The 23,370-nt window shown below is 71.9% G+C and carries 21 protein-coding genes and 1 pseudogene; 14 read left to right on the forward strand and 8 right to left on the reverse strand.

The window, feature by feature from the left end; genetic code table 11:
• The first annotated feature begins 66 nt into the window (after window positions 1-66).
• On the forward strand, window positions 67-966 hold the full coding sequence (locus ACIBN2_RS29130; protein ID WP_399138660.1) for an NAD-dependent protein deacetylase: 900 nt from the start codon (window positions 67-69) through the stop codon (window positions 964-966).
• A gap of 35 nt (window positions 967-1,001) precedes the next feature.
• On the opposite strand, the gene ACIBN2_RS29135 is transcribed toward ACIBN2_RS29130, so the two are convergent.
• The 4 genes from ACIBN2_RS29135 to ACIBN2_RS29150 all read right to left on the reverse strand — a co-directional run bounded on the left by ACIBN2_RS29135 (window position 1,002) and on the right by ACIBN2_RS29150 (window position 5,447).
• The gene (locus tag ACIBN2_RS29135; protein WP_399138979.1) at window positions 1,002-1,841 is read right to left on the reverse strand and encodes a SigB/SigF/SigG family RNA polymerase sigma factor; all 840 of its coding nucleotides are present in this window, start codon (window positions 1,839-1,841) and stop codon (window positions 1,002-1,004) included.
• A gap of 93 nt (window positions 1,842-1,934) precedes the next feature.
• On the reverse strand, window positions 1,935-3,488 hold the full coding sequence (locus ACIBN2_RS29140) for an FAD-dependent oxidoreductase (protein ID WP_399138662.1): 1,554 nt from the start codon (window positions 3,486-3,488) through the stop codon (window positions 1,935-1,937).
• Window positions 3,485-4,216, reverse strand: a complete 732-nt coding sequence (locus tag ACIBN2_RS29145) for a methyltransferase domain-containing protein (RefSeq protein ID WP_399138664.1) — start codon at window positions 4,214-4,216, stop codon at window positions 3,485-3,487. The genes ACIBN2_RS29140 and ACIBN2_RS29145 overlap by 4 nt, the downstream gene beginning before the upstream one ends.
• A 37-nt stretch (window positions 4,217-4,253) precedes the next feature.
• A complete protein-coding gene (locus tag ACIBN2_RS29150) occupies window positions 4,254-5,447 on the reverse strand; it encodes a lycopene cyclase family protein (RefSeq protein WP_399138981.1) in 1,194 nt (397 codons plus the stop codon).
• A gap of 376 nt (window positions 5,448-5,823) precedes the next feature.
• Here ACIBN2_RS29150 and ACIBN2_RS29155 point away from each other — a divergent pair, with 376 nt between their 5' ends.
• The 5 genes from ACIBN2_RS29155 (at window position 5,824) to ACIBN2_RS29175 (ending at window position 11,829) form a co-directional block, all read left to right on the forward strand.
• Window positions 5,824-7,173 (forward strand): polyprenyl synthetase family protein, encoded by a 1,350-nt coding sequence (locus ACIBN2_RS29155; RefSeq protein WP_399138665.1) that lies wholly within the window; start codon window positions 5,824-5,826, stop codon window positions 7,171-7,173.
• Complete coding sequence (gene crtI, locus ACIBN2_RS29160) at window positions 7,170-8,714, forward strand: phytoene desaturase family protein (protein ID WP_399138666.1); 1,545 nt, start codon at window positions 7,170-7,172, stop codon at window positions 8,712-8,714. Before ACIBN2_RS29155 ends, crtI begins: the two co-directional genes overlap by 4 nt.
• Window positions 8,711-9,736 (forward strand): phytoene/squalene synthase family protein, encoded by a 1,026-nt coding sequence (locus tag ACIBN2_RS29165; protein ID WP_399138668.1) that lies wholly within the window; start codon window positions 8,711-8,713, stop codon window positions 9,734-9,736. The genes crtI and ACIBN2_RS29165 overlap by 4 nt, the downstream gene beginning before the upstream one ends.
• Window positions 9,733-10,758, forward strand: coding sequence for a DUF5914 domain-containing protein (locus tag ACIBN2_RS29170; protein ID WP_399138670.1), 1,026 nt, complete (start codon window positions 9,733-9,735; stop codon window positions 10,756-10,758). The genes ACIBN2_RS29165 and ACIBN2_RS29170 overlap by 4 nt, the downstream gene beginning before the upstream one ends.
• A gap of 105 nt (window positions 10,759-10,863) precedes the next feature.
• Window positions 10,864-11,829 carry a YihY/virulence factor BrkB family protein gene (locus ACIBN2_RS29175; protein WP_399138671.1) on the forward strand — a complete coding sequence of 322 codons (966 nt, stop codon included), beginning with the start codon at window positions 10,864-10,866 and terminating at the stop codon, window positions 11,827-11,829.
• Window positions 11,830-11,915: 86 nt separating this feature from the next.
• Here the strand turns inward: ACIBN2_RS29175 and ACIBN2_RS29180 are convergent, their stop codons facing one another.
• The gene (locus ACIBN2_RS29180; RefSeq protein WP_399138672.1) at window positions 11,916-13,430 is read right to left on the reverse strand and encodes a CHAD domain-containing protein; all 1,515 of its coding nucleotides are present in this window, start codon (window positions 13,428-13,430) and stop codon (window positions 11,916-11,918) included.
• A 183-nt stretch (window positions 13,431-13,613) separates the two neighbouring features.
• On the opposite strand from ACIBN2_RS29180, the gene ACIBN2_RS29185 reads away from it, so the two are divergent.
• Both ACIBN2_RS29185 and ACIBN2_RS29190 read left to right on the forward strand, forming a co-directional pair.
• Window positions 13,614-13,934 (forward strand): hypothetical protein, encoded by a 321-nt coding sequence (locus ACIBN2_RS29185; protein WP_399138674.1) that lies wholly within the window; start codon window positions 13,614-13,616, stop codon window positions 13,932-13,934.
• Between the two features lie 2 nt (window positions 13,935-13,936).
• The gene (locus ACIBN2_RS29190) at window positions 13,937-14,518 is read left to right on the forward strand and encodes a carboxymuconolactone decarboxylase family protein (RefSeq protein WP_399138675.1); all 582 of its coding nucleotides are present in this window, start codon (window positions 13,937-13,939) and stop codon (window positions 14,516-14,518) included.
• A gap of 311 nt (window positions 14,519-14,829) precedes the next feature.
• Here the strand turns inward: ACIBN2_RS29190 and ACIBN2_RS29195 are convergent, their stop codons facing one another.
• Both ACIBN2_RS29195 and ACIBN2_RS29200 read right to left on the reverse strand, forming a co-directional pair.
• Window positions 14,830-14,970 (reverse strand): hypothetical protein, encoded by a 141-nt coding sequence (locus ACIBN2_RS29195; protein WP_399138677.1) that lies wholly within the window; start codon window positions 14,968-14,970, stop codon window positions 14,830-14,832.
• 104 nt (window positions 14,971-15,074) lie between these two features.
• A pseudogene (locus ACIBN2_RS29200) lies at window positions 15,075-16,611 on the reverse strand (RNA-guided endonuclease InsQ/TnpB family protein).
• Window positions 16,612-16,709: 98 nt separating this feature from the next.
• Between ACIBN2_RS29200 and ACIBN2_RS29205 the strand changes: the two are divergent.
• The 3 genes from ACIBN2_RS29205 (at window position 16,710) to ACIBN2_RS29215 (ending at window position 19,568) form a co-directional block, all read left to right on the forward strand.
• Window positions 16,710-17,255: a hypothetical protein gene (locus ACIBN2_RS29205; protein WP_399138679.1), complete on the forward strand. Its 546-nt coding sequence runs from the start codon at window positions 16,710-16,712 to the stop codon at window positions 17,253-17,255.
• Window positions 17,256-17,355: 100 nt separating this feature from the next.
• Window positions 17,356-18,306, forward strand: coding sequence for a hypothetical protein (locus tag ACIBN2_RS29210; RefSeq protein WP_399138681.1), 951 nt, complete (start codon window positions 17,356-17,358; stop codon window positions 18,304-18,306).
• Between the two features lie 116 nt (window positions 18,307-18,422).
• Complete coding sequence (locus tag ACIBN2_RS29215) at window positions 18,423-19,568, forward strand: permease (RefSeq protein ID WP_399138683.1); 1,146 nt, start codon at window positions 18,423-18,425, stop codon at window positions 19,566-19,568.
• Between the two features lie 36 nt (window positions 19,569-19,604).
• On the opposite strand, the gene ACIBN2_RS29220 is transcribed toward ACIBN2_RS29215, so the two are convergent.
• Window positions 19,605-20,846: a DUF418 domain-containing protein gene (locus ACIBN2_RS29220; protein WP_399138685.1), complete on the reverse strand. Its 1,242-nt coding sequence runs from the start codon at window positions 20,844-20,846 to the stop codon at window positions 19,605-19,607.
• A 196-nt stretch (window positions 20,847-21,042) separates the two neighbouring features.
• Here ACIBN2_RS29220 and ACIBN2_RS29225 point away from each other — a divergent pair, with 196 nt between their 5' ends.
• The 3 genes from ACIBN2_RS29225 (at window position 21,043) to ACIBN2_RS29235 (ending at window position 23,353) form a co-directional block, all read left to right on the forward strand.
• On the forward strand, window positions 21,043-21,714 hold the full coding sequence (locus ACIBN2_RS29225; protein WP_399138687.1) for a response regulator: 672 nt from the start codon (window positions 21,043-21,045) through the stop codon (window positions 21,712-21,714).
• 26 nt (window positions 21,715-21,740) lie between these two features.
• A complete protein-coding gene (locus ACIBN2_RS29230) occupies window positions 21,741-22,823 on the forward strand; it encodes a sensor histidine kinase (RefSeq protein ID WP_399138983.1) in 1,083 nt (360 codons plus the stop codon).
• A gap of 86 nt (window positions 22,824-22,909) precedes the next feature.
• On the forward strand, window positions 22,910-23,353 hold the full coding sequence (locus ACIBN2_RS29235) for a helix-turn-helix transcriptional regulator (RefSeq protein WP_399138689.1): 444 nt from the start codon (window positions 22,910-22,912) through the stop codon (window positions 23,351-23,353).
• Window positions 23,354-23,370: the final 17 nt, after the last annotated feature.

Genomic DNA, 23,370 nt, shown 5'->3' on the forward strand with positions numbered 1-23,370 from the left:
ATCAACTATCAGGCCCAATCATGAGCTGAATTCCTGACCCAATTCCGACTTCCGTACCCTTGCGGCATGCGCATGCGCCCCACCCTGAGCTGGACCCCCACCGAGGACCTGCCTGCGGGCACCACGGATCTGGGGCCGGTCGCCGATGTGCTGGGCACCGGCGGTGTGCTGGTCCTCAGCGGGGCCGGCATCTCCACGGAGTCGGGCATCCCCGACTACCGGGGCGAGGGCGGGAGCCTGAGCCGGCACACCCCGATGACGTACCAGGACTTCACGGCGGGCGATCACGCGCGGCGCCGGTACTGGGCACGCAGCCACCTCGGCCGGCGCACGTTCGGCCGTGCCCGTCCCAATGCCGGGCACCAGGCCGTGGCCGCGTTCGGCCGGCACGGACTGCTCTCGGGTGTGATCACCCAGAACGTCGACGGGCTGCACCAGGCCGCCGGCAGCGAGGGCGTCGTGGAACTCCACGGAAGCCTGGACCGGGTGCGCTGCCTGTCGTGCGGTGTCTTCAGCCCACGGAGCGAACTCGCCCTCCGGCTGGAGGAGGCCAACCCGGGCTTCGATCCGGTGGCCTCCGCCATCAACCCGGACGGCGACGCCGACCTCACCGACGACCAGGTCGGCGACTTCCGGGTCCTGCCCTGCACGTCGTGCGGCGGCATCCTCAAACCGGACGTGGTGTTCTTCGGCGAGAACGTTCCGCCGCAGCGGGTGGAGCACTGTCGCGCGCTGGTCCGCGAGGCGGCGGCGCTGCTGGTGCTGGGCTCCTCGCTGACGGTGATGTCCGGGCTCCGGTTCGTCCGGCAGGCCGCCCAGGCCGGGACGCCGGTACTGATCGTCAACCGGGATCCCACCCGAGGCGACAAGCACGCCCGCAGCCGGGTCGCGCTCCCGCTGGGAGAGGCCCTCACCGCCGTGGCCGACCGGCTGGGCATCGCCGTCGACGGCCAGGCGGTGGCCTGACCCGCCGAACGGGGCGCCCAGCCGGGCCGGGGTGCTCAGTCCGTGGTCAGCAGGCCCTCGCGCAGGCGGCCCAGGAGACGGTTGAGCAGGCGTGAGACGTGCATCTGCGAGATGCCCAGGCGTTCGCCGATCTCGGCCTGCGTGCGCTCCTCCACGAAGCGCAGGTGCAGGATCAGGCGGTCGCGTTCGCCGAGGTCCTGGATCAGCGGTGCCAACGCGTGGTAGTCCTCCACGAGTTCCAGCGCCGCGTCCTCGTTGCCGAGGAAGTCCGCGAGGACGCTCTCACCGTCCTCGCTGCCGGAGATGGCGGCGTCGAGGGAGGAGGAGTTGTAGCCGTTGGAGGCCACGCGCGCCTCGATGACCTCTTCCTGGGACAGGCTCATCAGCTGCGACAGCTCCGCGACCGTCGGCGTCCGGCCCAGGCGGCTGCTCAGCTCCTCCGTGGCCTGGGCCAGCTGGACCCTGGCCTCCTGGAGCCGGCGCGGCACGTGGACGGCCCATGAGGTGTCACGGAAGAACCGCTTGATCTCGCCGACGATGTAGGGGATCGAGAAGGAGGTGAACTCGACCTCGCGCGCCACCTCGAACCGGTCGATCGCCTTGATCAGCCCGATCACACCGACCTGGACGATGTCCTCCATCTCCTGCGGTCCGCGGCTGCGGAACCGGGACGCGGCGTAACGCACCAGCGAGATGTTCATCTCGATCAGCGTGTTGCGGGCGTACTGGTGCTCCTCCGTGCCCTCTTCCAGCACGGCCAGTCGCGCCAGGAAGTGGCGGGTCAGCTCGCGGGCGTCCTTCGGAGCGACGTGAGTGGCATCGGCGACCTCCGACAGCTGTTCCGCCCGGGCTTCAGTCGTCAACACCGGAGTCATCATGGATGCCTTTCCCTATGTATGCGAAGCGGCTGGTCAGCCACTCGCTGCCGATTACCCCTGATTCTCGTTTTCATAGGTCCTTCACGCACTTCAGCGAACACCTGGCCGAATCCGATCGCCGGCCAGAGCTCGCAGCAGGCGGTTCCGCCCCCGGTCGGGCACGGTCCACAGCGGGTGGCCCCGTACGCCCCACGCCGTCAGGAGGGCGTTGGCGGCGAGGAATCCGCTGGTGGCCGCCCGCTCCATCAGGGCCACGGGGAGGTCCGTGCGCACGAGGTCGCCCGCGAGTACGAGGCCGGAATGCGGCGTGTGGACGGCGGGTCGGTCGCCGTAACCGCCGACCGGGAACAGCGGGCAGTCCTGGCGCCACTCGTGCCGCACGTCGAGGATCTTCGCCTCGCGTGTCTCCGGGTAGACGCGCCGCAGTTGGCGGATCAGACGGTCTGTCTCCGCTTCGCGGTCGGCGTCCTCGGGCAGCGCGTACCCGTGCAGTTCGACGACGGATCCTCCGGTCCGGGACGCCCAGCGGGCGGCCTCTCCCTCCCAGCGTTCCAGGACACTGACGTTGTCCAGGGAGCCGTATCCGGCCGTCCCCAGGAAGCCGGGCCGTCCGGCCGCGACCGGGCGGTCCAGCCAGAGGCGGGAGACGAGAAAGGGCGGGGCGCTGCGCAGGCGACCGATGCATTCACGCCAAGCGGCGTCGCCGAGTTGGGGCGACCGGGCGACCAGGGTGCGCAGACCGGGGGTGTCGAGGGCCAGGACCACCGTGTCGTGCCGCTTCTCCCGGCGGTCGGTGACGACCGTGAAGGCGCCGTCCGCGGTCGGCGCCACGCGCTCGACGGGCGTCGCGGTGCGCACGGTGGCTCCGTGCCGGCCCAGGTGGGTGCGCAGGGGTTCCCACAGGGCCGTCGGGAAGGGGTCGCGGGGCACGTCGAAGAGCAGGCCCTCGGCGGAACCGAGGAAGTAGATGTGGAACATCAGGACCATCTCGGCGGCCGACAGCTGCCGGGGGTCGGCGAAGAAGCTGCGTGAGAAGACCTCGAAGGCCAGGTGGCGTGCGGCCTGCGGGAAGCGCAGTGAGGCGAGGAGGTCGTGGGCGCTGACGCCGTCCAGCTGCTGGTAGACCTGCGGGACGCGGACGTCGAGCAGAGGCAGTGCGGCGGCGGGGTTCATACGGATCAGGTCCCGCGGACGGAAGGACGGGCTGAGCGCCGCGAAGCCCAGTGCGCTCAGCGGCGGTGTGCGCGGGACCCTGCGGAAGCTGTCGTGCAGGCCGCCGCTGTGCCGCAGGGGGTAGTCCGGCAGGCCGGTCAGCCGTCCCAGGTGGGTATCGGTGCGGCTCAGCAGGCTGCGCAGGTTGTAGTACTGGCGGAAGAAGGCGTGAAAGCCGCGGCTCATGGTCGCGGTGGTGCCGTCGTACAACTCGACCGGCCAGCCGCCCACCCGGCCGCCCAGATACGCCTCGCGTTCGTACAGCACGACGTCGACGCCGCGTTCGGCCAGTGCCGTCGCGGCGGCCAGGCCCGCGATGCCCCCGCCGACGACGGCGGTGCTGCGCGGCGCTCCGCTCACCCGGGGCGAGCCGGGCGGCGGGGGCAGGAAGACGGCGCGCCGGTCCCGGCCGGGGCGGGCGGACCCGGTCACCACGGCATCCGACGGGCCGAGCCGGCGCGCCGGCCGACCACGGTGTGGGTGATACCCGTCTGCCAGCCCGGCAGCGGCAGGGCACGCACCCGCTCGAAACCGCGGGCACGGACGCGGGCGCTGAACGCGTCGACGGTGTCGAAGTCGACGACGCTGCGCCACAGATGCCGGTACAGGTCGCCGTCCCCCAGTGCGGCGCCGACAGGCAGCACCAGACCTCGGCACACGGCCGTCCACACCGCGCGATGCACCGGGCGCCCGCTGAGGGTGTACTCGTGCACGGCGAGCCTGCCGTGGGGGGCGAGCAGTTCGTGGACGGTGGCGAGCACGGCGTCGGGATCCGCAACGTTCCGGAAGAGATACGCGGCGAACACCGCGTCGAAGGGCCCCTCGACGCCCGCCTGCTCCAGGGCTTCCGCCGGGGCGCACAGGAACCTGACCGTCCCGGGCCAGCGCTTGGCCCGGGCCCGCTCCAGCATCCCGGGAGACGCGTCCACAGCCGTGATGTCGGCGCCCGGCAGTACCGCGCAGAGCGCGGCGGTGGACGCGCCGGTACCGCAGCCGAGGTCGAGCACGCGCAGCCCGGCGCCGGGGGAAGGCAGGCCGAGTCTGCGGGCCGAGCGGCGCAGATGGGCGTGGTAGCCGGGGTTGGCGGCCACCAGCCTGTCGTAGGAGTGCGCCGCATGATCGAAGGCGGCGGCCAGATCCGCGTCACGCAGCACGGTCATACCGTCTCCTTCGGAAGGGGGCAGGGTGCATCGAGCGTCATAGGTCGGGAAAGGGTCGCCGGGGCAGCCGTGGGACCTGCGCCGCCGCGCGGAGCATGGGCAGGACGGGGGTGCGCAGGCCGATGAAGAGGTCTTCGTGCGGGCGGGTCCTGCCGTCCAGGAAGCGCAGCAGCCGGGTCATGGGCACGCGCGCGAACAGGGTCGAAAAGAACGCGGGACCGTCCACCAGGCCGCTGTCGAGCGCGTGCAGCAGTACGGCGTCCATGGCGCGCGAGCGGGCCGAGTGGGGCGGCGGAGGCAGCGGCCGCCGTCCTTGCCGCAGGGCGGCCGCCACGGCCGCGGTCTGCCGCTGCACGCCGGCGAAGGTGTAGCCGGTCGAGGGCCGGGTGGCCCCTCCCGCGGCGCCGATACGGAAGACGGACGGCGCCGTCTGCCGCGCGAACGGGGCGTCGGTCATCGGGATGACCCCGGTCTCGGTCCTGACGACCTCGATGTCCTTCAGGCCGAGCACGGCGCCGGTGTAGTGGTCCAGTGCCGCGTCGTAGGCCTCCTCGGACAGTACGGCCGGGGAGAACTCCGTGTACTCCACCAGGGCCTGCCGGGAACCGGTCGGCAGCACGTAGCCGAAGGACAGGCCATTGGCGGGCTGGGGCGTGCGGAAATCCATGAGGTCGGCCCGCGACGGATCGAAGACCGGCCGGGTGGTCTGCACGAACCAGCCGCGGAAGTGCTGGAGCAAGGTCGTCCGGGCGGCGGGCAGGCTGCCCGCCGGACGGGAGTCGAACACCCAGCGGGCCCGCACCGAACGGGCTCGTCCGTCTGCCGCACGGGCGTAAATCACCGCGCCTTCCTGGAGCGCTTCCACACTGTCGACCGTCGCCTCCATCCGCCGCACCCCCGCGCTTTGTGCGAGGTCGCGCGCGATGAGGAACTCGTAGTCCTCGGAACGGATCATCTTGTAGCGCAGCGGCGAGATGTCGTCCTCGATCGGCCGTCCCGCGGGTGGGTGCACGCGCAGGCGGCGCCAGGACGCGGTGACGGCGGCGTCGTAGCGGCCGCGGCCCGCCTCCCAGAAGCACCAGGTCCGCCGGGGAGGGCGCAGCGGGCCGGGCGGGGCGTCCACCAGGACCGCCGACAGCGGGCGGGTGCCGGGCACGGGGCGGGACAGCCGGTGGGCCAGGGACAGCCCGGCCGCTCCGGCCCCGATGATGGCGACGTCCGCCTCCAGCACGATCACCTCACCCCTTCCGGGCCTTGCCCGCATAGATGCCCGCCTGCCGACACCATTCCCGGTGCGGTACCCCTTCGGATGCGTTCGTCACCCGCTCGTGGCCGCGAACCCGCCAAGGGCCACGGTCGTTTGGGTGCGACCCGCGTGGGCACCCCGTCTCGCCGGGTGCCCGTTCGAAGCGACGGCGGCTCCCCGGCCGTGCGCACCGGCCGCCGTGCGGACGCCTCGGATCGTCCGCACGCGAAAACGGCTCCGGCGCCGGCGAAAGCGTGCGCGCCGCTCACGCCTCCGCCGCTTTTCGTACCGCACCGCATCCGTCACCACGGCCCGTACCGAAGCAGCAACGACAGATTCAGCTCTGATGGCGAGGAACTCGATGACGGGATCCGGCACGAGCCCCACCGCGGCCAAGGATCACTGCCCGGCACCCTGTCCGGGCGGAGAACCGACCTCCGAGCAGGGCTTTCCCCCTCTCCCGCAGGGCCCTGCCGAGCAGTGGGACCCCGCCCGGACCGACCACTCGCACGACACCGCGCACGGCGCGCACCGGCACGGTCCCGACGATCCCCGTGCCGTGGACGCGAACGTCGCCGGCGCCGTGCGCGGTGTGCTCGCCGAGTCGCTCGACCGGCGGATGAGCGCGGCCGAATCCATCGACCCGCTCTTCGCCAAGGACTTGGCCGCACGGGTCGCGGACTTCACGCAGGACGGCGGCAAACTCACCCGCTCCCGCTTCGTGTGGTGGTCGATGCGTGCCTGCGGCGGCGGCTCGTCCGTCTCCCGGGCGACCCTTCGGATCGCCTCCGCCCTGGAGCTGATCCAGACCTGCGCCCTCGTGCACGACGACGTGATGGACGCCGCGCCGGTGCGCCGCGGACGGCCCTCGCTCCATGCCGGCGTCGCGGTCCAGTACGGCGACGCGGTCCCCGCATCGCGCAGCGCACGCCTCGGGCAGGCGGCCGCGATCCTGGCCGGCGATCTGGCCCTGGTGTGGGCCGACGACATGGTGGCCGACACCGAACTGCCCTCCGCCACCGCGGCGCGGGTCAAGGACCTGTGGAGCTCCATGCGCATGGAGATGGTGGCCGGGCAGTACCTGGACGTCCAGGGCGAGGCCACCTCGGCGCGGTCCCTCGCCCGCGCCGTCCGCGCCGCCTGCCTCAAGAGTGCCCTGTACTCCGTGGAGCGCCCGCTCTCGCTGGGGGCCGCGCTGGCCGGCGCCCCTCTCGGCACGACCCGGGCCCTGTCCTCGGTCGGCCGTAACATCGGCCTCGCCTTCCAGCTGCGCGACGACCTCCTCGACGCCTTCGGCGACCCGCGCGGCACCGGCAAGCCCTCGGGCGGCGACATCCGCAGCGGCAAGCCCACCTACCTCGCCGCCGTCGCACAGGCGCGAGCCGAGAGCGCGGGCGACCGGCGTGCCCTCGCCGTTCTGCAGGACACGCTCGGCCGGGCCGACGCCTCCGACGCGGAACTGGCCACGGTGCGCGACGTGTTCGAGGCCACCGGCGCACGCGCCACCGTCGAGACCAAGATCGAACGGCTGGTGGTCCAGGGTCTGCAGCGCCTCGACGGCGTCCCGCTCGCACCGCATGCCGGGAGCCGGCTGCGCGAGCTGCTGCGCGCCGCGGCCGGCGCGCCGGCGGACGCCGAGCGCCCAGCGCCCGACGACCCCGTCGCCGTATCCATGCTGCCGACCGCAGCGGAGGAAGGGGGACGCCGATGACCCGCACCGTTCCCGGGCGCACCGACCACGTCGTGGTCGTCGGCGCCGGCCTGTCCGGGCTGGCCGCAGCCCTGCACCTGCTCGGCGCGGGACGCCGGGTCACCGTCGTCGAGCGCGACGACGCACCCGGAGGGCGCGCCGGACGCCTGACGCGCCGCGGCTACCACATCGACACCGGCCCCACCGTGCTGACCATGCCTCACCTGGCCGACGAGGCCTTCGCCGCCGTCGGCGAGAGCCTGCGCGAACGGGTCGACCTCGTGCCGCTGCACCCGGCGTACCGGGCGCAGTTCGCCGACGGAAGTCTCCTGGACGTCCACACCGACGCGGAGACGATGGAGGCGGAGATCGAGATCTTCGCCGGGGCGCGGGAGGCCGCCGGCTACCGCAGACTGCGCGTCTGGCTCGAGAAGCTCTACCGGGCGCAGATGCGGCACTTCATCGACGTCAACTTCGACTCCCCCGTGCAACTGCTGGCCCCCGACCTCGCGCGGCTGGCCGCGCTCGGCGGATTCGGCCGGCTGGACGCGCGCATCGGCCGCTTCCTGCACGACGAACGGCTGCGGCGGATCTTCTCCTTCCAGTCCCTGTACGCGGGCGTGGCGCCGGCCCGCGCGCTGGCCGCGTACGCCGTCATCGCCTACATGGACACCGTCGCGGGCGTGTTCTTCCCGCGCGGCGGCATGCACGCCCTGCCCCGGGCCATGGCGGACGCCGCGGCGGGCGCAGGCGCCGACCTGCGCTTCTCGGAGCCGGTCACCCGGCTGGAGCGCTCCGGCGACCGGATCACGGCCGTCGTCACCGCGCACGACCAGATCCCCTGCGACGCCGTGGTCCTCACGCCCGACCTGCCCGTCGCCTACCGCCTGCTCGGCCACGTCCCCAGGCGCCCGGTGCCGCTGCGCTTCTCCCCCTCGGCCGTGATCCTGCACGCCGGCACCGACCGCACCTGGCCCTGGCTCGCCCACCACACCCTCTCCTTCGGCGCGGAGTGGCAGCGCACCTTCCGTGAACTCACCGAAACCGGCCGCCTGATGAGCGACCCGTCACTGCTCGTCACCCGCCCGACCACGACCGACCCCACGCTCGCCCCGCCCGGCCGCCACCTGCACTACGTCCTCGCGCCCTGCCCCAACACCGGTCTCGGCCCCAGCGCGGCGGAGTGGGGCGACCTGGCCCCCCGCTACCGGCACACTCTCCTCGCCGAACTCGACCGGCGCGGCCTCGACGGCATCGCGTCCGCCATCGAGGAACAGTGCCTGGTCACCCCGGCCGACTGGCAGGCACAGGGACACGCGGCCGGCTCCCCCTTCTCCGCCGCCCACACCTTCGCGCAGACGGGGCCGTTCAGGCCGCGCAACCTGCCGCGCGGGACGGCCAACGCGGTCCTCGCCGGCTGCGGCACCACGCCCGGCGTCGGCGTACCGACCGTCCTGCTGTCCGGCAAGCTGGCGGCGGCCCGGATCACGGGCGGCGCGCGCCCCCGCCGGGCCGGAGCACGTTCGCGATCGCGCTCCTCCGGGGAAAGGAGGCCGGCGTGACCGACCGCGAGCTCGACGCCGCCGGCATCACCGACCCCGGCCTGCGCCGGGCGTACGCCCGTTGCCGGCAGCTCAACGCCCGGCACGGCAGGACGTACTTCCTCGCCACCCGCCTGCTGCCGGTGGAGCGCAGGCCCGCCGTGCACGCCCTGTACGGATTCGCCCGCTGGGCCGACGACATCGTCGACACGCTCGACCCGACGACGAGCGCCCTGGAGCGCTCCGCCCGGCTGGCCCGGCTCCAACGGGACCTGCGGACCGGCCTGCGCGACGGCGACAGCGCCGAGCCGGTCGTCCGGGCCCTGGCCGACACCGCCCACCGCTACGGCATCGACCACCGGTACTTCACCGACTTCATGACCGCGATGCGCGCCGACCTCGACATCACCGACTACGCCACCTACTCGGATCTGCGCCGCTACACCTACGGCTCGGCGGAGGTGATCGGCCTGCAGATGCTGCCCGTGCTCGGCACGGTCGTTCCGCGCGCGGAGGCGGCACCGCACGCCGCGGCACTGGGCGTGGCCTTTCAACTCACCAACTTCCTGCGGGACGTCGGCGAGGACCTCGGCCGCGGCCGCGTGTATCTGCCCGCGGACCTGCTGGCCGCGCACGGCGTGGACCGGCAACTGCTGTGCTGGAGCCGGGAGTCCGCACGCCCCGACCGCCGCATCACCTCCGCGCTCCGGGACTTCGAGGGGCTGACCCGCGCGCTCTACCGCGAGGCGGCTCCGGGCCTCGCCATGCTCGAAGCGGCGTCACGCCCCTGCATCCGCACGGCCTTCGTCCTCTACGGCGGAATCCTGGACGCCGTCGCCGAGGACGGCTACCGCTCGCTGCAGCACCGCGCCGTGGTCCCGCGCCGTCGCCGCGCGGCGGTGGCTCTCGACGGCCTGACGCGCGTCGTAGCGGCCCGGCTCCGCAGCCAAACACCCGTGCGGCAGCGGGAGTTGACGGCTAGCGCGCCGAAGGAACCTCCCCACACGTCCACCCCCGAGTCGATGCACCGGAGGCTCGCATGACACCTCGCCGGCGGTCCGGCCGCCACGCACTCTCGCTGCGCCGGCACCCGGTGCGCTGGGAGAAGCAGCAACCCACCTGGCGTCAGGCCCGGCCGGGCACCATCGCCGAGGCGCTGAAGCGGGCCCAGTCACGTCCGTCCGGCAACTGGTACGTCGTCGGCGCGACCCGTGACGTACGCGACGACCGGCCCCTGTCGGCCACGGTGGCGGGCCAGGAGATCGTGGTGTGGCGCACCGTCGAAGGGCGGCTCGCGGCAGGTCCCGGCGTCTGCCCGCACCTGGGGGCGCCACTCGCTGACAGCCCGGTCCGCTGCGGCACCCTCGTGTGTCACTGGCACGGACTGGCCCTGGACGGCGCGCCGTTCGCCGACTGGGACCCGGTGCCCGTACACGACGACGGCGTCCTCGTCTGGGTGCGCCTGGACGAGGTGGGCGGTGAACCGCCCTTCAAGGCACCGGTCGTCCCGCTCCGCCCGCGGCTGCCGCGCTCGGTCGCCGCCGTCTACCAGGGCGTTGGGACCTGCGAACCCGAGGACGTCCTGGCCAACCGGCTGGACCCCTGGCACGGCGCCTGGTTCCATCCGTACTCCTTCGTGGACCTGACCGTCGTCGGCACGCCGGACGCGGACGGGCCGGACGGGCCACACGGGCCGGACGCCGACGGGTTCACCGTCGATGTCTCCTTCAAGGTCGCCGGGCGGCTCGTGGTGCCGGTCCGGGCGGTGTTCACCAGCCCCGAACCGCGCACCGTCGTCATGCATATCACCGAGGGCGAGGGCCGCGGTTCCGTCGTCGAGACGCACGCCACTCCCCTCGGGACGGACGAGCGGGGCCGGCCCCGCACCGCCGTCGTGGAAGCGGTCGTGGCCTCTTCGGAGCGTCCCGGCTTCGCCGCGGCCCGCACGGCGGCACCGCTGCTGCGCCGGCTCATGGCCTCGACGGCCGGCCGTCTGTGGCGCGACGACCTGGCCTACGCGGAACGCCGCTGGCAGCTGCGGTCCACAGGCCGCTTCCCCGGCTGACCGTCCCGGTCCCGGGCGCAGACCGTTGAAGCGGCCGTTCGGGGGCAGTCGGAACAGGCACACGCCGGGGAGGCGACCCGGTCCGCTGAAGGGAGCCTGTCCGCGATGGGAACGGCCGTGCACGTCCCGCAGACCAGGGACATGATCGGGGAGGAACTCTCCGGAGACGAGGCACTGACCGCACTGCGGCGCTACGGCGGCCTACCCCTGCTGGTCGACTCCTTCACCCGGTTCCGCTACGCCGACGGCTTCTCCCACGCGCGGGCCCTCGGATTCCAGATCGTGGTCGGCCTGGTGCCGCTGACCCTCGCCCTCGTCGGCCTCGCCACCTCCGTGCACACCGACGCGGTGGGCCGGATCGTCGAACGGTCCCTCGGCGACATCGTGCCCGGTACCGGTGCCGAGGTGGTCAGGGAGGCGTTCGCCCGCTCGCGCCAGAGCGCACACGGCGACGTCTGGAGCACCCTCGCCCTGTGGCTCGGCCTCGCCTTCGCCCTGCTCAACCTCGCCTCGGCGATGGGCCAGATCGAGCGCGGCGCCAACCGCATCTACGGTATCGAGCGAGACCGCCCCTTCACTCACAAGTACGGCCGCGCGCTGCTGCTGGCGATGGCGGCCGGCCTGCCGATGGTGCTCGGTTTCGTGGTCCTCGTGGCCGGCGAGCCGGTCGGCGACGCCATCGCCACGACACTGGGCTCGCCCGAAGACGCGGACCACTGGTGGGCGGCGCTCGAGATCCCGGTCGGACTGACCCTCGCGTGGATCGCCTCCGCCGTGATCTTCCGGTGGTCACCGCGCCGCAGGCAGCCGGGCTACACCTGGCTCGCCTTCGGCAGCGCGGTCCACCTCGTCCTGTGGGTCGCGGCCACGTGGCTGCTGGCGCTGTACGTCGGCAAGAGCAGCTCGTTCGGAGCCGTCTACGGGCCGCTCACCGCCTTCGTCGCGCTGATGCTGTGGGCCAACGTCACCGGTGTCGCCCTCTTCCTGGGCATCGCCTTCGCCGCCCAGCTGGAAGCGGCGCGCGCCGGCATCACGTCGGCCGTGCGGCCGGATCCGGGGCCGGGCCGCTGAGGGTCGCAGGGCTCACGGTCGGCGAACCTTCCCGACGGCGCCTCCCCCGTTCCCGCATCGGCGCCCGGCGTCGACCTGCGCCCGCACTACGCGAGGTTCGCCTTCCTGGCGCGTTCCCAGGCTTCGGGCAGCTGACGTGCGCGTGCCTCCCCCGTGGCCTTCTCCTCGCCGTACAGGACACCCCAGGTGAAACCGGGCTCGCCTGCGGCGTGGGCCGCGATGGCCAGGTGGCGCAGAAGGTCGCGGGCCACGACGCCGTCGTGGTGGTCGCCGCTGATCTGCTGCACGTTCTTCATGCGCTTGCCGAGGCGCTTCGCGGGCTTGCCGAGGGCCGGACGGGCCGCCTCGGTCGCGTAGCGGACCCGCTTGGCCGTCTTGCGGGCGTGGTGGATGGCGGCGTCGCGTTCGGAGCCCGCGGCCAGCGCCAGCGCGCGATCCATGCGCCTGCGCAGCCGCACGTGTTCCTTGCCGATCGCCTTGGCCAGGACCTTCTCGGGCCTGCCCGACGCCTTGGCACGCAGGGGCGGATCCTCGAGCAGCCGGGTCAGCGACTCCAGCAGCTCCAGATAGCGGGGCGAGGCCAGCGCCGCGAGCGTGCGACGGCGGGCTTCCGCCTGCTCCGCCGCGTCCCATGCCTGCAACCGCGCACTCACCGGACCGAGGACGATCTCGCCGGGCAGTTCCTTCACACCTGCCGTCAGCCGGTCCCGCAGCACCTCGTGGTCGCGTTCGAGAGCCAGCTCTCCGGCCAGCCACTTCAGCTCCGCGCGGACCGGATCGGTGACCTCGCGGTCGAGGACGGAACGGTAGGACCGCAGACAGCTGCGCAGCCGGCGGATCGTGGTGCGCATCTTGTGCACCGCGTCCGGCCGGTCGCGCCGTACCGCCGGATCGAGGTCGGACAGGGCTCGCACCAGCCGTTCGACGTAGGCCTGCACGTACGCGCCGGCCGAACCGGGCTCGATGCCGGCGCCCGTTTCCCCGTCGGGGGCCGGTGTCGTCTCCTGCAGTGCCCGGGCGACCTTGGACGGGCTGGACGCCCGCTCGATGCCGTTCTTCGTCAGCACCTTCTCGATGCGCTTCAGGAGCTTGGGGTCCCCGCCCTCGGCGAGTTCGACCTCCATCTCCGTCCACATGGCATGCAGCCCCGGCACGAGCCGGGAGTCCGCCCGGACCGAGTCGAGACTGAGCTCGGCCACGGCGACGCCCTGCGCGTCCAGCAGGTCGCGTACGGAACGGGTGGAGCGGATCCGCACCACCGGTCGCAGCGGTGCGCCACGGGTGCGGGACAGCGTCAGTTCCCCGAGTTCCTCCGGAACGTCCTCGGACAGCGGGAGGCGGACCTCCTCCCGGCTGTCGCCGGACAGCGGGAGTTTGAGGTGCCATCCCTCGTCCGTACCGCCGGTCCTGCGCCGCAGGCTCGCACCACCGCTGGTCAGGCGCAGGTCCTCGGTGTCGTAATAGACGGCGTCCAGCTCATGAATTCCCCGGTCGGCCAGCGACACGACCGGTCCCACGCCGGCCAGCTCGGTCAGCCAGGAGATGTCATCGGCTGCAGGCGCCGCGTACTTGCGTTCTGTTTCCTGTATCGACTGGGCCATACTCTCCGGCTGTACCGGATCGCGGGGATCAAACCGGCTGAAGGGCGAAATACCCACGCATCGGCGCAACTGAGGTCCGGCCGCGCCACGCCTGGTCTTCCGGCCGCGTGTCACATTCGGCGCGCGGCGATCGTCGTAGACATGTGAGCTCACAGCCCGACGGCAAGGGAGGCGGAGGCCACCGTGGCGGACGACGACAAGCGGGCGGCGCACCAGGCGCTGGTGCATCGCGTGCTGAGCGGTGACGGCAAGACGTCCGCGGAGCAGCGGGCGCTGGCCTTCGGCAACGACGGCGGGCTCGGGCCGGCGCTCGACGCGCTGATCGACAAGGTCGTGACCACACCTGCGCAGGTCAGCGAGGCGGACCTGGCTGCGGCGAAGGCGTCCGGCTGCACCGAGGACGAGCTGTTCGAGCTGGTGGTCTGCGCCGCGGTCGGCACGTCCGCCCGGCTGTATGACGCGGGGCTGGCGGCGCTCGCCGAAGCGACCGCCGAGGAGGCCTGATCATGAGACTTGACGTCCTCGATCACGGCTACGCCCCCGGAACCAAGCTGCTGTTCGCGATCATCCGGCTGTTCTCCCGGCAGCCGGTGCCTGACGCCGCCAAGCTCGTCTTCTACCGGCCCGACTTCTACGGCACGCGCGCCAAAGCGTTCACGCACGAAGCGATGCGCGGACCGTCCGACTGGTCGGTGGGCGACCGGGAGCTGATGGCGGCCTATGTGTCCAAGGTGAACGGGTCCGCCTTCTGCGTCGGCGCGCACACCGCGACCGCCGGGCGGGCCTACGGGGACCCCGAACGGGTCGCGGCGGTGCTGGACGACCTGGAGACGGCGCCCGTCGCGGAGCCTCTGCGGGCCACGCTGCGCATGCTCGGCAAGCTGACCCGGGAGGGGAGGGCCGGCGCCGAGGACATGCGGGACGTGCTCGCCGCCGGTGTCTCACCCCAGCAGGTCAAGGACGCGCTCGCGGTCTGCGCCGCCTTCAGCGTCACCGACCGGCTCGCCGACGCCTTCGGGTTCGAACTGCTCAGCCCTGAAGGCTTCGAGGCAGGCGCCAAGTACCTGCTCAAGCGGGGCTATCAGTAGGTGGCGCCATGAACCCCGCCGACATGGGAACCCGGCGGCCATGCGAACGGGAGAGTGGGGTGAACGGAGCGTGCCCGAAAGGCACGAGCACTCGCAGACCGCTCGGGACGTCGCCGCGGAGCTGGTGACGACTGCGCGCGAGCTGGTGCTGCGGCAGCGTCAGCTCATGGAGGACAACCTGCGGCTCGTCGAAGAGCGCCGGCGCATCAGTGAGAGGCGGACTCGGCTTCGCGGATCGCGCAGCGCAGGACGAGCTGAGTGATCCGCGGAGGCCGGGGCCGGTGGTGCCTCGCGTGTGGTCACCATGAGTGTCAGTCGTGGTCGATGCGCTCTCCCAGGTCGAGCGCTTCCGGCAGGCCGACCGTCGTGAAGAAGTCGTCGAGGCCGGGCAGGTGCCGTACGGCGTCGACGGGCGTGCCCGCCGCCGCGACCTCGGCGAGGACGTCCCGCACGGCTGTCGTCGCCGCGAGGAGCGTCGAGGGAAGATGACGAGGCGTTGACTAGCTCCTCGGGCTGAAGCCCGAGGATTCTGGCCTTCTCGATCGTTGCTGTGCCGCTACACGGCACGGGGTTCGGTCGGGAATCCGTGGCTTCCTGTTTCTACGCACTGTGCCAGGATTACTCCTGGTCTTACCGATGCTCCGCAGGCCGATACCGCCAGTCCGGCGGCCTCTTTGATGTTGAGTGCGGCATTGTGGTCCCGGTCGTGGACGGTGCCGCAGGCGTTGCAGGTCCATTCCCGCACATTCAGGGGTTTGGGTCCGTCCACGGCGCCGCAGGTGGAGCAGGTCTGGGAGGTCGGTTCGAAGCGGCCGATCTTGATTAGGGTGCGGCCGTACCGTTCTGCTTTGTACTCCAGCATGCTGATGAACGATGACCAGCCCGCGTCATGCACGGACTTGGCCAGTTTCGTGCGGGCCAGTCCCGCCACCGACAGGTCCTCCACGGCGATCCCTTGGTTCTCGGAGATCAGCTTCGTAGAGAGCTGATGGTGGAACTCGCGCCGTGCGTCAGCGACCTTGGCGTGGGCGTGGGCGACCTTCAGGCGGGCATTGGCCCGGTTCTTCGATCCCTTCTGCTTGCGGGACAGCTCCTTTTGGGCCTTCTTCAGCTTCTTCTCCGCGCGCCGCAAAAAGCGGGGAGTCGATCTTCGTGCCGTCGGACAGGACGGCGAAGTGGGTGAGACCGAGGTCGATGCCGATGGTGCGGTCGGTGTCGGGCATGCGGGCCTGGTCGGCGGTGGGGTCGGTGTCGATGACGAAGGAGGCGAAGAATCTGCCCGCCGCGTCCTTGATGACGGTGACGGAGGTGGGGGTGGCGGGCAGGGTGCGGGACCACTTCACCTTGACCGCGCCGATCTTCGGCAGGTTCAGACGGCCATGGCCGGTGATGGTCCAGCGGGCGTTGGCGGTGAATCGGATCGACTGCCGCTTGTCCTTGCGGGACTTGAAGCGGGTGGCCCCCAGTTTCGGACCCTTCCGGGTGCCCTTGAGGGAGGCGAAGAAGTTGCGGTACGCGGTTTCGGCGTCCCGCAGGGACTGTTGGAGCACCACCGCGGAGACCTCGCCCAGCCAGGACCGCTCCTTCGTCTGCTTCGCCTCAGTGATCAGCTTCCGGGACAGCTGTCCGGCCGTCGGGAACGGCTGCTTGGCCTTCCGGGCGTCTTCACGGGCGCGGACCGCGTCGTTGAACACGACGCGGGCGCACCCGAACGCCTTCGCCAACGCGGTCTGCTGGGCGGAGTCCGGGTACAGGCGGAAGCTGTACCTGAGCTGCATGACCGTCACCCTACTTACTTGGGTTATGGGTGAGATGCAGGAGATCAGAACTGGTCGGCACTGTGCTTTCGTGATGCATGTGCACTTGGTCTTCGTGACCAAGTTCCGGCACCAGGGAAACCCGCCTGTTCGCTCATCGAGTCGTACGCTCCCGGCGCGAGAACAGGGTCGGGCCGGCGCAGCAGCTCTCGTAGCCGCCGCGGCCCGCTCGTACGCGATTCCAGCAGTCCGGCCATGGTCGCTCCTCGTGATGTGCGGGTCGCGCGGGCAGCGGGTCGACGGACGGCGTACCCAGGGGGCGGCGGTCCTGCACATGGGCCGATCTCCGGGTCGCCGAGCCCGGCGATACCCTGCCCCCGTATGGTGTGATGGCCGGCGTCAAGTGAGACCGAGCGAGAAGGACGGGTACGGCTTTGGACAGCGCACGCACAGACAGGCGGGGCACGTCCCGGCTGCTGGCCGTGTGCGCGGTGCTGTTCGGCCTGTTCCTCATGCACGGCACCCCGGCCACGGCGGCGGAAGGCTGCCACGGCGCCATGCCCACTGCCGCGCATCCGCCGATGACTGCGATCGCAGGCTCGCCGATGACCGCGGTAGCGGACTCGGCGATGACCGTGGCTGCGGACGCGCGCATGACCGTGGCTGCGGACGTGCCCATGACCGGCGGTCGCCACGCCGCCATGACGTCCTCGGCCTGGGCCCCGCCGGTCGTACACGCTTCCGGCTTTCTGGTGCGAAGTGCCGACGCGTCCGGGATGCCCGGGACGCTGTGCGTGTCGACGCCGGCTCACGACCGGACCCCTCTGCCCGCCCCCGGCCTGCTCGCCCTTGCGGGCGTTGCGGCCCTGGTCCTGTGGGGGCTCGCCCGACTGCGGGCGGCAGCCGGCGGGGCAGGGTGGCGCGGGCCACCCGCCGGCGGACGAGATCTCTTGCTTCAGGTGTGCGTCGCGCGGACGTGACGGGCGCTCCGGATCCGGCGCACAGCCAGGTCCGGGACCGCGTCCTGCTCGTCTCCGCGCGCCACCGGTGTGGTGCGCCCACCCGGAAAGACCCACGTCAATGCTTTCTTCCCGGCCCACCGACCGGCCCTCGTCCCGCTCCACCACGCGCCGCCGCAGCCTCGCCGCGGCCGGCGCGGCCACCGCTCTCGCACTGACCCTGGCCGCCTGCGGCTCCTCCAGCGACTCCTCGTCGTCCATGCCCGGCATGGACCATGGGGCCAAGTCCTCCGCGCCCTCCTCCCCCAGCACCTCCAACGCGATGGGTGACATGCCGGGCATGGGGCACACGGCCACCGGCAACGGCCTGGCCGCCGCCAAGGACGGATACCGTCTCGCCTCCAGGAACACGACCCTGCCGTCGGGCGAGCGGGCCGTCTACCGCTTCACGGTGACGGGCCCCGACGGCAAGCCGGTCACCGGCTTCGCCCTCGACCAGACCAAGCGGATGCATTTCTACGCCGTCCGATCCGACCTGACCGGCTTCCAGCACCTGCACCCCACCATGGCCGCCGACGGCACCTGGACGGCCGATCTGGCCTCGCTCGCGTCGGGCTCCTGGCGCGTGTTCGCCTCCTTCACGCCCGCCGCCGGGTCCGGCAAGGGCCAGGACTTCGTGCTCTCCCGGACGGTCTCCGTGCCCGGCAACGCCACGAAGACCCCGCTGCCCGCCCCCGCCGGAAGCACGCGGGTCGACGGGTACACCGTCACCGTCAAGGGCCAGCCCATGGCGGGGATGGCCCACCCGCTGACCGTCAGCATCGCCAAGGACGGCAAGCCCGTCACCGATCTCCAGCCCTACCTGGACACCTACGCCCACCTCACCGCCTTCCACGAGGGCGACGCCGCGTTCGCCCATCTCCACCCGACCACCAAGGTGACCGGCGACCACGGCGGCCCGGACCTGTCCTTCCACGCCGAGCTGCCCACCCCCGGCAACTGGCGGCTGTTCCTGCAGTTCCGGACCGGCGGCACGCTGCACACCGCCGCGCTGACCCTGCGCGTCGGCTGATCCTGTGGGGGCCGCCGGCGACGGCGGCCCCCACCCCGGCGGGCGGACGAGCCGCGGGCACGAGTGTGGTATCACCAGCCGTACGTACGCCCCACGTTGAAGGGAACGCTTCACAGATGGACGCCGTACTGCACGCACTGTCGATCACCGGATCGATGACCTGGGAGATCACCTGGGCCCTCATCCTGGGCTTCACGCTGTCGGCCGTCGTGCAGGCCGTGGTCCGCAAGTCCACCGTCGTCTCACTGCTCGGCGACGACCGGCCCCGCACCCTCGCCGTCTCCGCGGGCCTGGGCGCCGCCTCCTCGTCCTGCTCCTACGCCGCGGTCGCGCTGGCCCGTTCGCTGTTCCGCAAGGGCGCCGACTTCACCGCGGCGATGGCCTTCGAGATCGCCTCCACCAACCTGGTCGTGGAGCTCGGCGTCATCCTGGCGCTGCTGATGGGCTGGCAGTTCGCCCTCGCCGAGTACGTGGGCGGACCCATCATGATCATGCTGCTGGCGGTCATGTTCCGGCTCTTCCTCCGCGAGCGGCTGCTGCGCCAGGCCCGCGAACAGGCCGAACGCGGCGTTGCCGGGTCCATGGAGGGCCATGCCGCGATGGACATGTCCGTCCGGCGAGAGGGCTCGTTCGCGCGGCGGCTGCTCTCGCGCGAGGGCTTCACGTCCACCAGCCACGTGTTCGTCATGGAATGGGCGGCGATCCTGCGTGATCTGGTCGTCGGCCTGCTGATCGCCGGCGCCATCGCCGCATGGGTACCGGACTCGTTCTGGCAGGCGCTCTTCTTCGACGGCCACCCCCTCGCCGCGAAGCTGTGGGGCCCCCTCATCGGCCCGCTGGTGGCGATCGCCTCGTTCGTCTGCTCCATCGGCAACGTGCCGCTCGCGGTGGTCCTCTGGAAAGGCGGAATCAGCTTCGGCGGAGTGGTGGCCTTCATCTTCGCCGACCTGCTGATCCTGCCCATCCTCAACATCTACCGGAAGTACTACGGCGCCCGGATGGCCGTCTTCCTCCTGGGCACCTTCTACGTCGCGATGGTCGTCGCCGGGTACGTCGTGGAGTTCGTCTTCGGCGGGCTCGGCCTGATCCCCGACCAGGCCGACGCCAAGCTCCCCATGGAGGGCGTCAGTTGGAACTACACCACCTGGCTCAACATCGCCTTCCTGATCCTCGGCGCGGTGCTCGTCGTGCGGTTCCTGCGGACCGGCGGGCTGCCCATGCTCCGCATGATGGGCGGATCACCGGAAAGCGATCACCACTGAGAGGGACGCCCCGCCCGCGGGGAGAGAGCGCCGGAGCTACTTCACGAACCGCGCGGGCCGCGTCGTGACGTGGAGCAGGTACTCGAAGGGGCCCCGGCGGAAGTGGCGGGTCCATACGAGCGCCAGCAGCACGGCGGCCGCGATGAAGCCCAGCAGCACCGGCAGCGCAGACATCGTGTCGGCGTCGACGACCGCCAGGTGCCAGACGTCGACCAGGAGCCAGAGCGCGAGGATGTGCAGGACGTAGGCGGTCAGCCCCATCGTGCCGACCGCGGAGACCGGGGTGGCCAGGCGGGTGAGGCGCGGCAGCCGGGCAGCGACGGTCAGGCAGGCGGCCACCACGGCGAGGGCCACGCCCGTGTTGCCGAGGATGGAGAAGGTGGTCTGGCTGTGTGGTGCGGCGACCAGCAGCCAGTCGAGGGGTGTGCCGTTCTGCGGTTCGCCCACGATGTCGGACCACCAGGCCGACGACGCCGAACCGCCGTCCGTGGCCGCCGAGATGGTGGTGAGCGCGTGCGGGACGAGGCGCAGGGCCAGCCAGGAGCCGCCGTAGCCGAGGACCGCGAGCGCTCCGCCGGTCAGGGCGAGGCGGGAGCGGATGCCGGGCCGGGTGAGGTCGAGCCGGGCCACCGCCATGCCCGCGATGAGGAACGGAGCCCAGGTCAGGACCGGGTACGCGCCGGTGAACAGCAGCTCCACGACGCCGTCCGTGCCGGTGATCCGGGCCAGCGGATCACGGGCGATGAAGGTGTCCGCCCACGATCCGTCCTCGATCGAGATCCGTACGGCGTAGAGGACCTGGGGAAGGATCAGTGCGCCGGCGGCGGCGATGAGGGCGAGCGTCGCGGCGCGCAGGCGGTACAGCGGGAGGCCGGCCAGGAAGAGGACGCCGTAGAAGCTGAGGATCACCTCGACCTCGGTGTCCAGGGCCGTGAGGGCGTAGCCGAGGACGATGAGGACCGTCGCCCTGAGCACGATCCTCGCCACCGCCTGCCGCCCGGCGCGTCCGGTCCGGGGCCGCGGCCGGCCCGTGATGATGATCAGCGAGAAGCCCGCCAGCAGCGCGAACAGGGCGGAGGAGCGGCCGCGCGCCGTCTCCAGCAGGAAGCCGACGGGACCGCCGACCGTGACATCGGGGCCGACGTGCGCGGAGTACATGCCGAGGACCGCGAGTCCGCGGGCCAGGTCGATGCCGATCAGCCGGCCGGTGGTCGGGGCGTGCGGTGGCCGCTCGGACTTCACGGCTGGGGGCGCAACCGGGGACGCGTCGTTGGTCATGGCTCCAGGGTTCGCCGCTCGTACGGCACAGCCCACCCGGCAGGCTTCCGAACCCCACCCGCCGACCGGACGGAACCGAACCGGCCGACCGGCCGGTCCCTCTCGACGACCGTCCGGAGCCGGACCGCACCCGGCAGACGGGCACGCCTGTGCGTGATACCCATCGAAGGGCGGGCAACCGACGAGCGGAGCGCGCGTGATCCGTGTACTGGTGGTCGACGACGAGGCCCTCGTCCGCACGGGCTTCACCCACATCCTGAACGCCTCGGACGACATCCGAGCCGTGGCGGCGGTACCCGGCGGCCAAGCCGTCCATGCCGTACGGGAGTTGTGTCCCGATGTCGTCCTGCTCGACATCCGGATGCCCGACGTGGACGGGCTGACCGTCCTGGCCGAGCTCCGCCGATTGCCGGATCCACCGGTGGTGGCCATGCTGACGACGTTCGACACCGACGAGTACGTCGAGGCGGCGCTGCGTTCGGGCGCCGCCGGCTTCCTGCTCAAGGACACCGATCCCGAACAACTTCCGTTCCTGCTCCGCACATTGGCGGAGGGCGGCACCGTACTGTCGTCGCAGGTCACCCGCACGGTGGTGGACGGCTTCCTCAGCCATGGCGTACGCGAGACCTACGCCGTCCGTCTCGTGGCGCGACTGAGCGCGCGTGAGTGTGCCGTCCTCGCGCTGATGGCCGAGGGGCTGTCCAACACCGACATCGGTGACCGGATGCACCTGAGTACGGGCACGGTGAAGGGCCATGTCAGCGCCGTCTTCGAGAAGTTGCACGTCGACAACCGCGTCCAGGCCGCGCTGGTCGCCGAGCGCGCCGGACTGCTCAGGCCGCCGTCCGAGGGCGGAGGCGCGCGGTGAACCCCCGACGGCCGCCCGCCCTGCTGATGGACGCGGTGCTGGTCATCGCCTCCCTGATGGACCTGTGGGTCAACGCCGAGGGCGAGGACCGTCTGGCCATCGCCTTGGGCCTTCTCGCCGCCCTGGCCCTCGTCCTGCGCCGCCACCTGCCGCTGACGACCTTCGTCCTTACGCTCCCCACCGCCCTGGTCGGCGACGCGGCTCTCGCCACGCTGATCGCGCTGTACACGCTCTCCTCGTTCAACCGCCGCCGAGGCGTACTGGCCGGCTGCGCCGTGACCTTCGCCGTCTGCGACTTCCTGCCCTGGCCGTGGAGCGAACTGAAGGTCGGCGAACTCTCCGACACCTACAGCCTCGTCCACCTCACCTACACCTTCGCCACCGCCGCCGCGCCCGTCTTCCTCGGCCAGCTCGTCCAGGCCCGGCGTGAACTGTCCCTCCGGCTCGCAGAGATCTCCGAGGCACGCGAGCAGGGAGAACTCCTCACCGCGCAGGCCGCCTTGGCCAAGGAACGTGCGCAACTCGCCCGGGAGATGCACGACGTCGTCTCCCACAAGGTCAGCCTCATCGCCGTGCAGGCAGGAGCGCTCCAGGTGGGCAGCCCCGACGCGGAAGCGAGATCGACCGGGGCCACGATCCGCCGGCTCAGCGTGCAGACACTGGAGGAACTGCGGCACATGGTCGGGGTGTTGCGCGACTCGGGAAGCCGCCCCACCGAGCTCACGCCCCAGCCCTCGCTCGCCGACCTGGACCAACTCGTCGCGTCCAGCGGCATCGAGACCCAGCTGGAGACGGTCCTGCCGGACAACCTTCCGCCCACCTTGCAGCGCGCGGTCTACCGCACGGTCCAGGAGGCGCTGACCAACGTCCGCAAACACGCGCCCGGCGCCACCGCCACCGTCCGCATCCACCACCGCGACGGCACCCTCAGGACCACCGTCACCAACACCGCACCCACCCGCCCCGCGCTCCGACTGCCCGGCGCGCAGCACGGCCTCGTCGGCCTGCGGCAGCGCGCCGAACTGCACGGCGGCACGGTGACCTCCGGTCCGACCACCGACGGCGGCTACGAGCTCCGCCTGGACCTGCCCGCCGGCACCCCGCCGTGAGCGGAGCCGCGTTCGAAGCAGCGCCGGTCCGGTTCGACACGGACACCCTGGCACGAGGACAGCACACGAGAACCGATGGCCTCACAATGGGTCTCGTGGCCCAGGTACCGATCGCCCGTCATCTGCTCCGCGCCAAGGATCTCGCGGACGCCCGCTACGGCGACGCACTCACCGTGGCCGACATGGCCGCGGCCGCAGCGCTGTCCCCGGCCCATTTCAGCCGGAGCTTCAAGGCCGCGTTCGGCGAGTCCCCGCACCAGTACCTGCTGACCCGCCGCCTGGAGCGGGCCGCGTCCCTGCTGCTGGCGACCGACTGGACGGTGGCCGCGATCGGGGTCGCCGTCGGTGCACGGAGCATCGGCTCGTTCACCACGAGTTTCCGGCGGATGTACGGGATGACCCCGCAGGCCTACCGGGCGGCCCATCCGCCCGCCGCACGCCATGTGCGCGTCCCCCGCTGTGTGGCGATGGCCTACGCGCGGCCGCAGAACCGCACGTTTCGAGAAGACACGACCTCGCCGGCTGCCTAGCGTCGTTCCCAGGCAAC

Source organism: Streptomyces sp. NPDC050534, assembly GCF_044457745.1.
Lineage (GTDB): Bacteria > Actinomycetota > Actinomycetes > Streptomycetales > Streptomycetaceae > Streptomyces.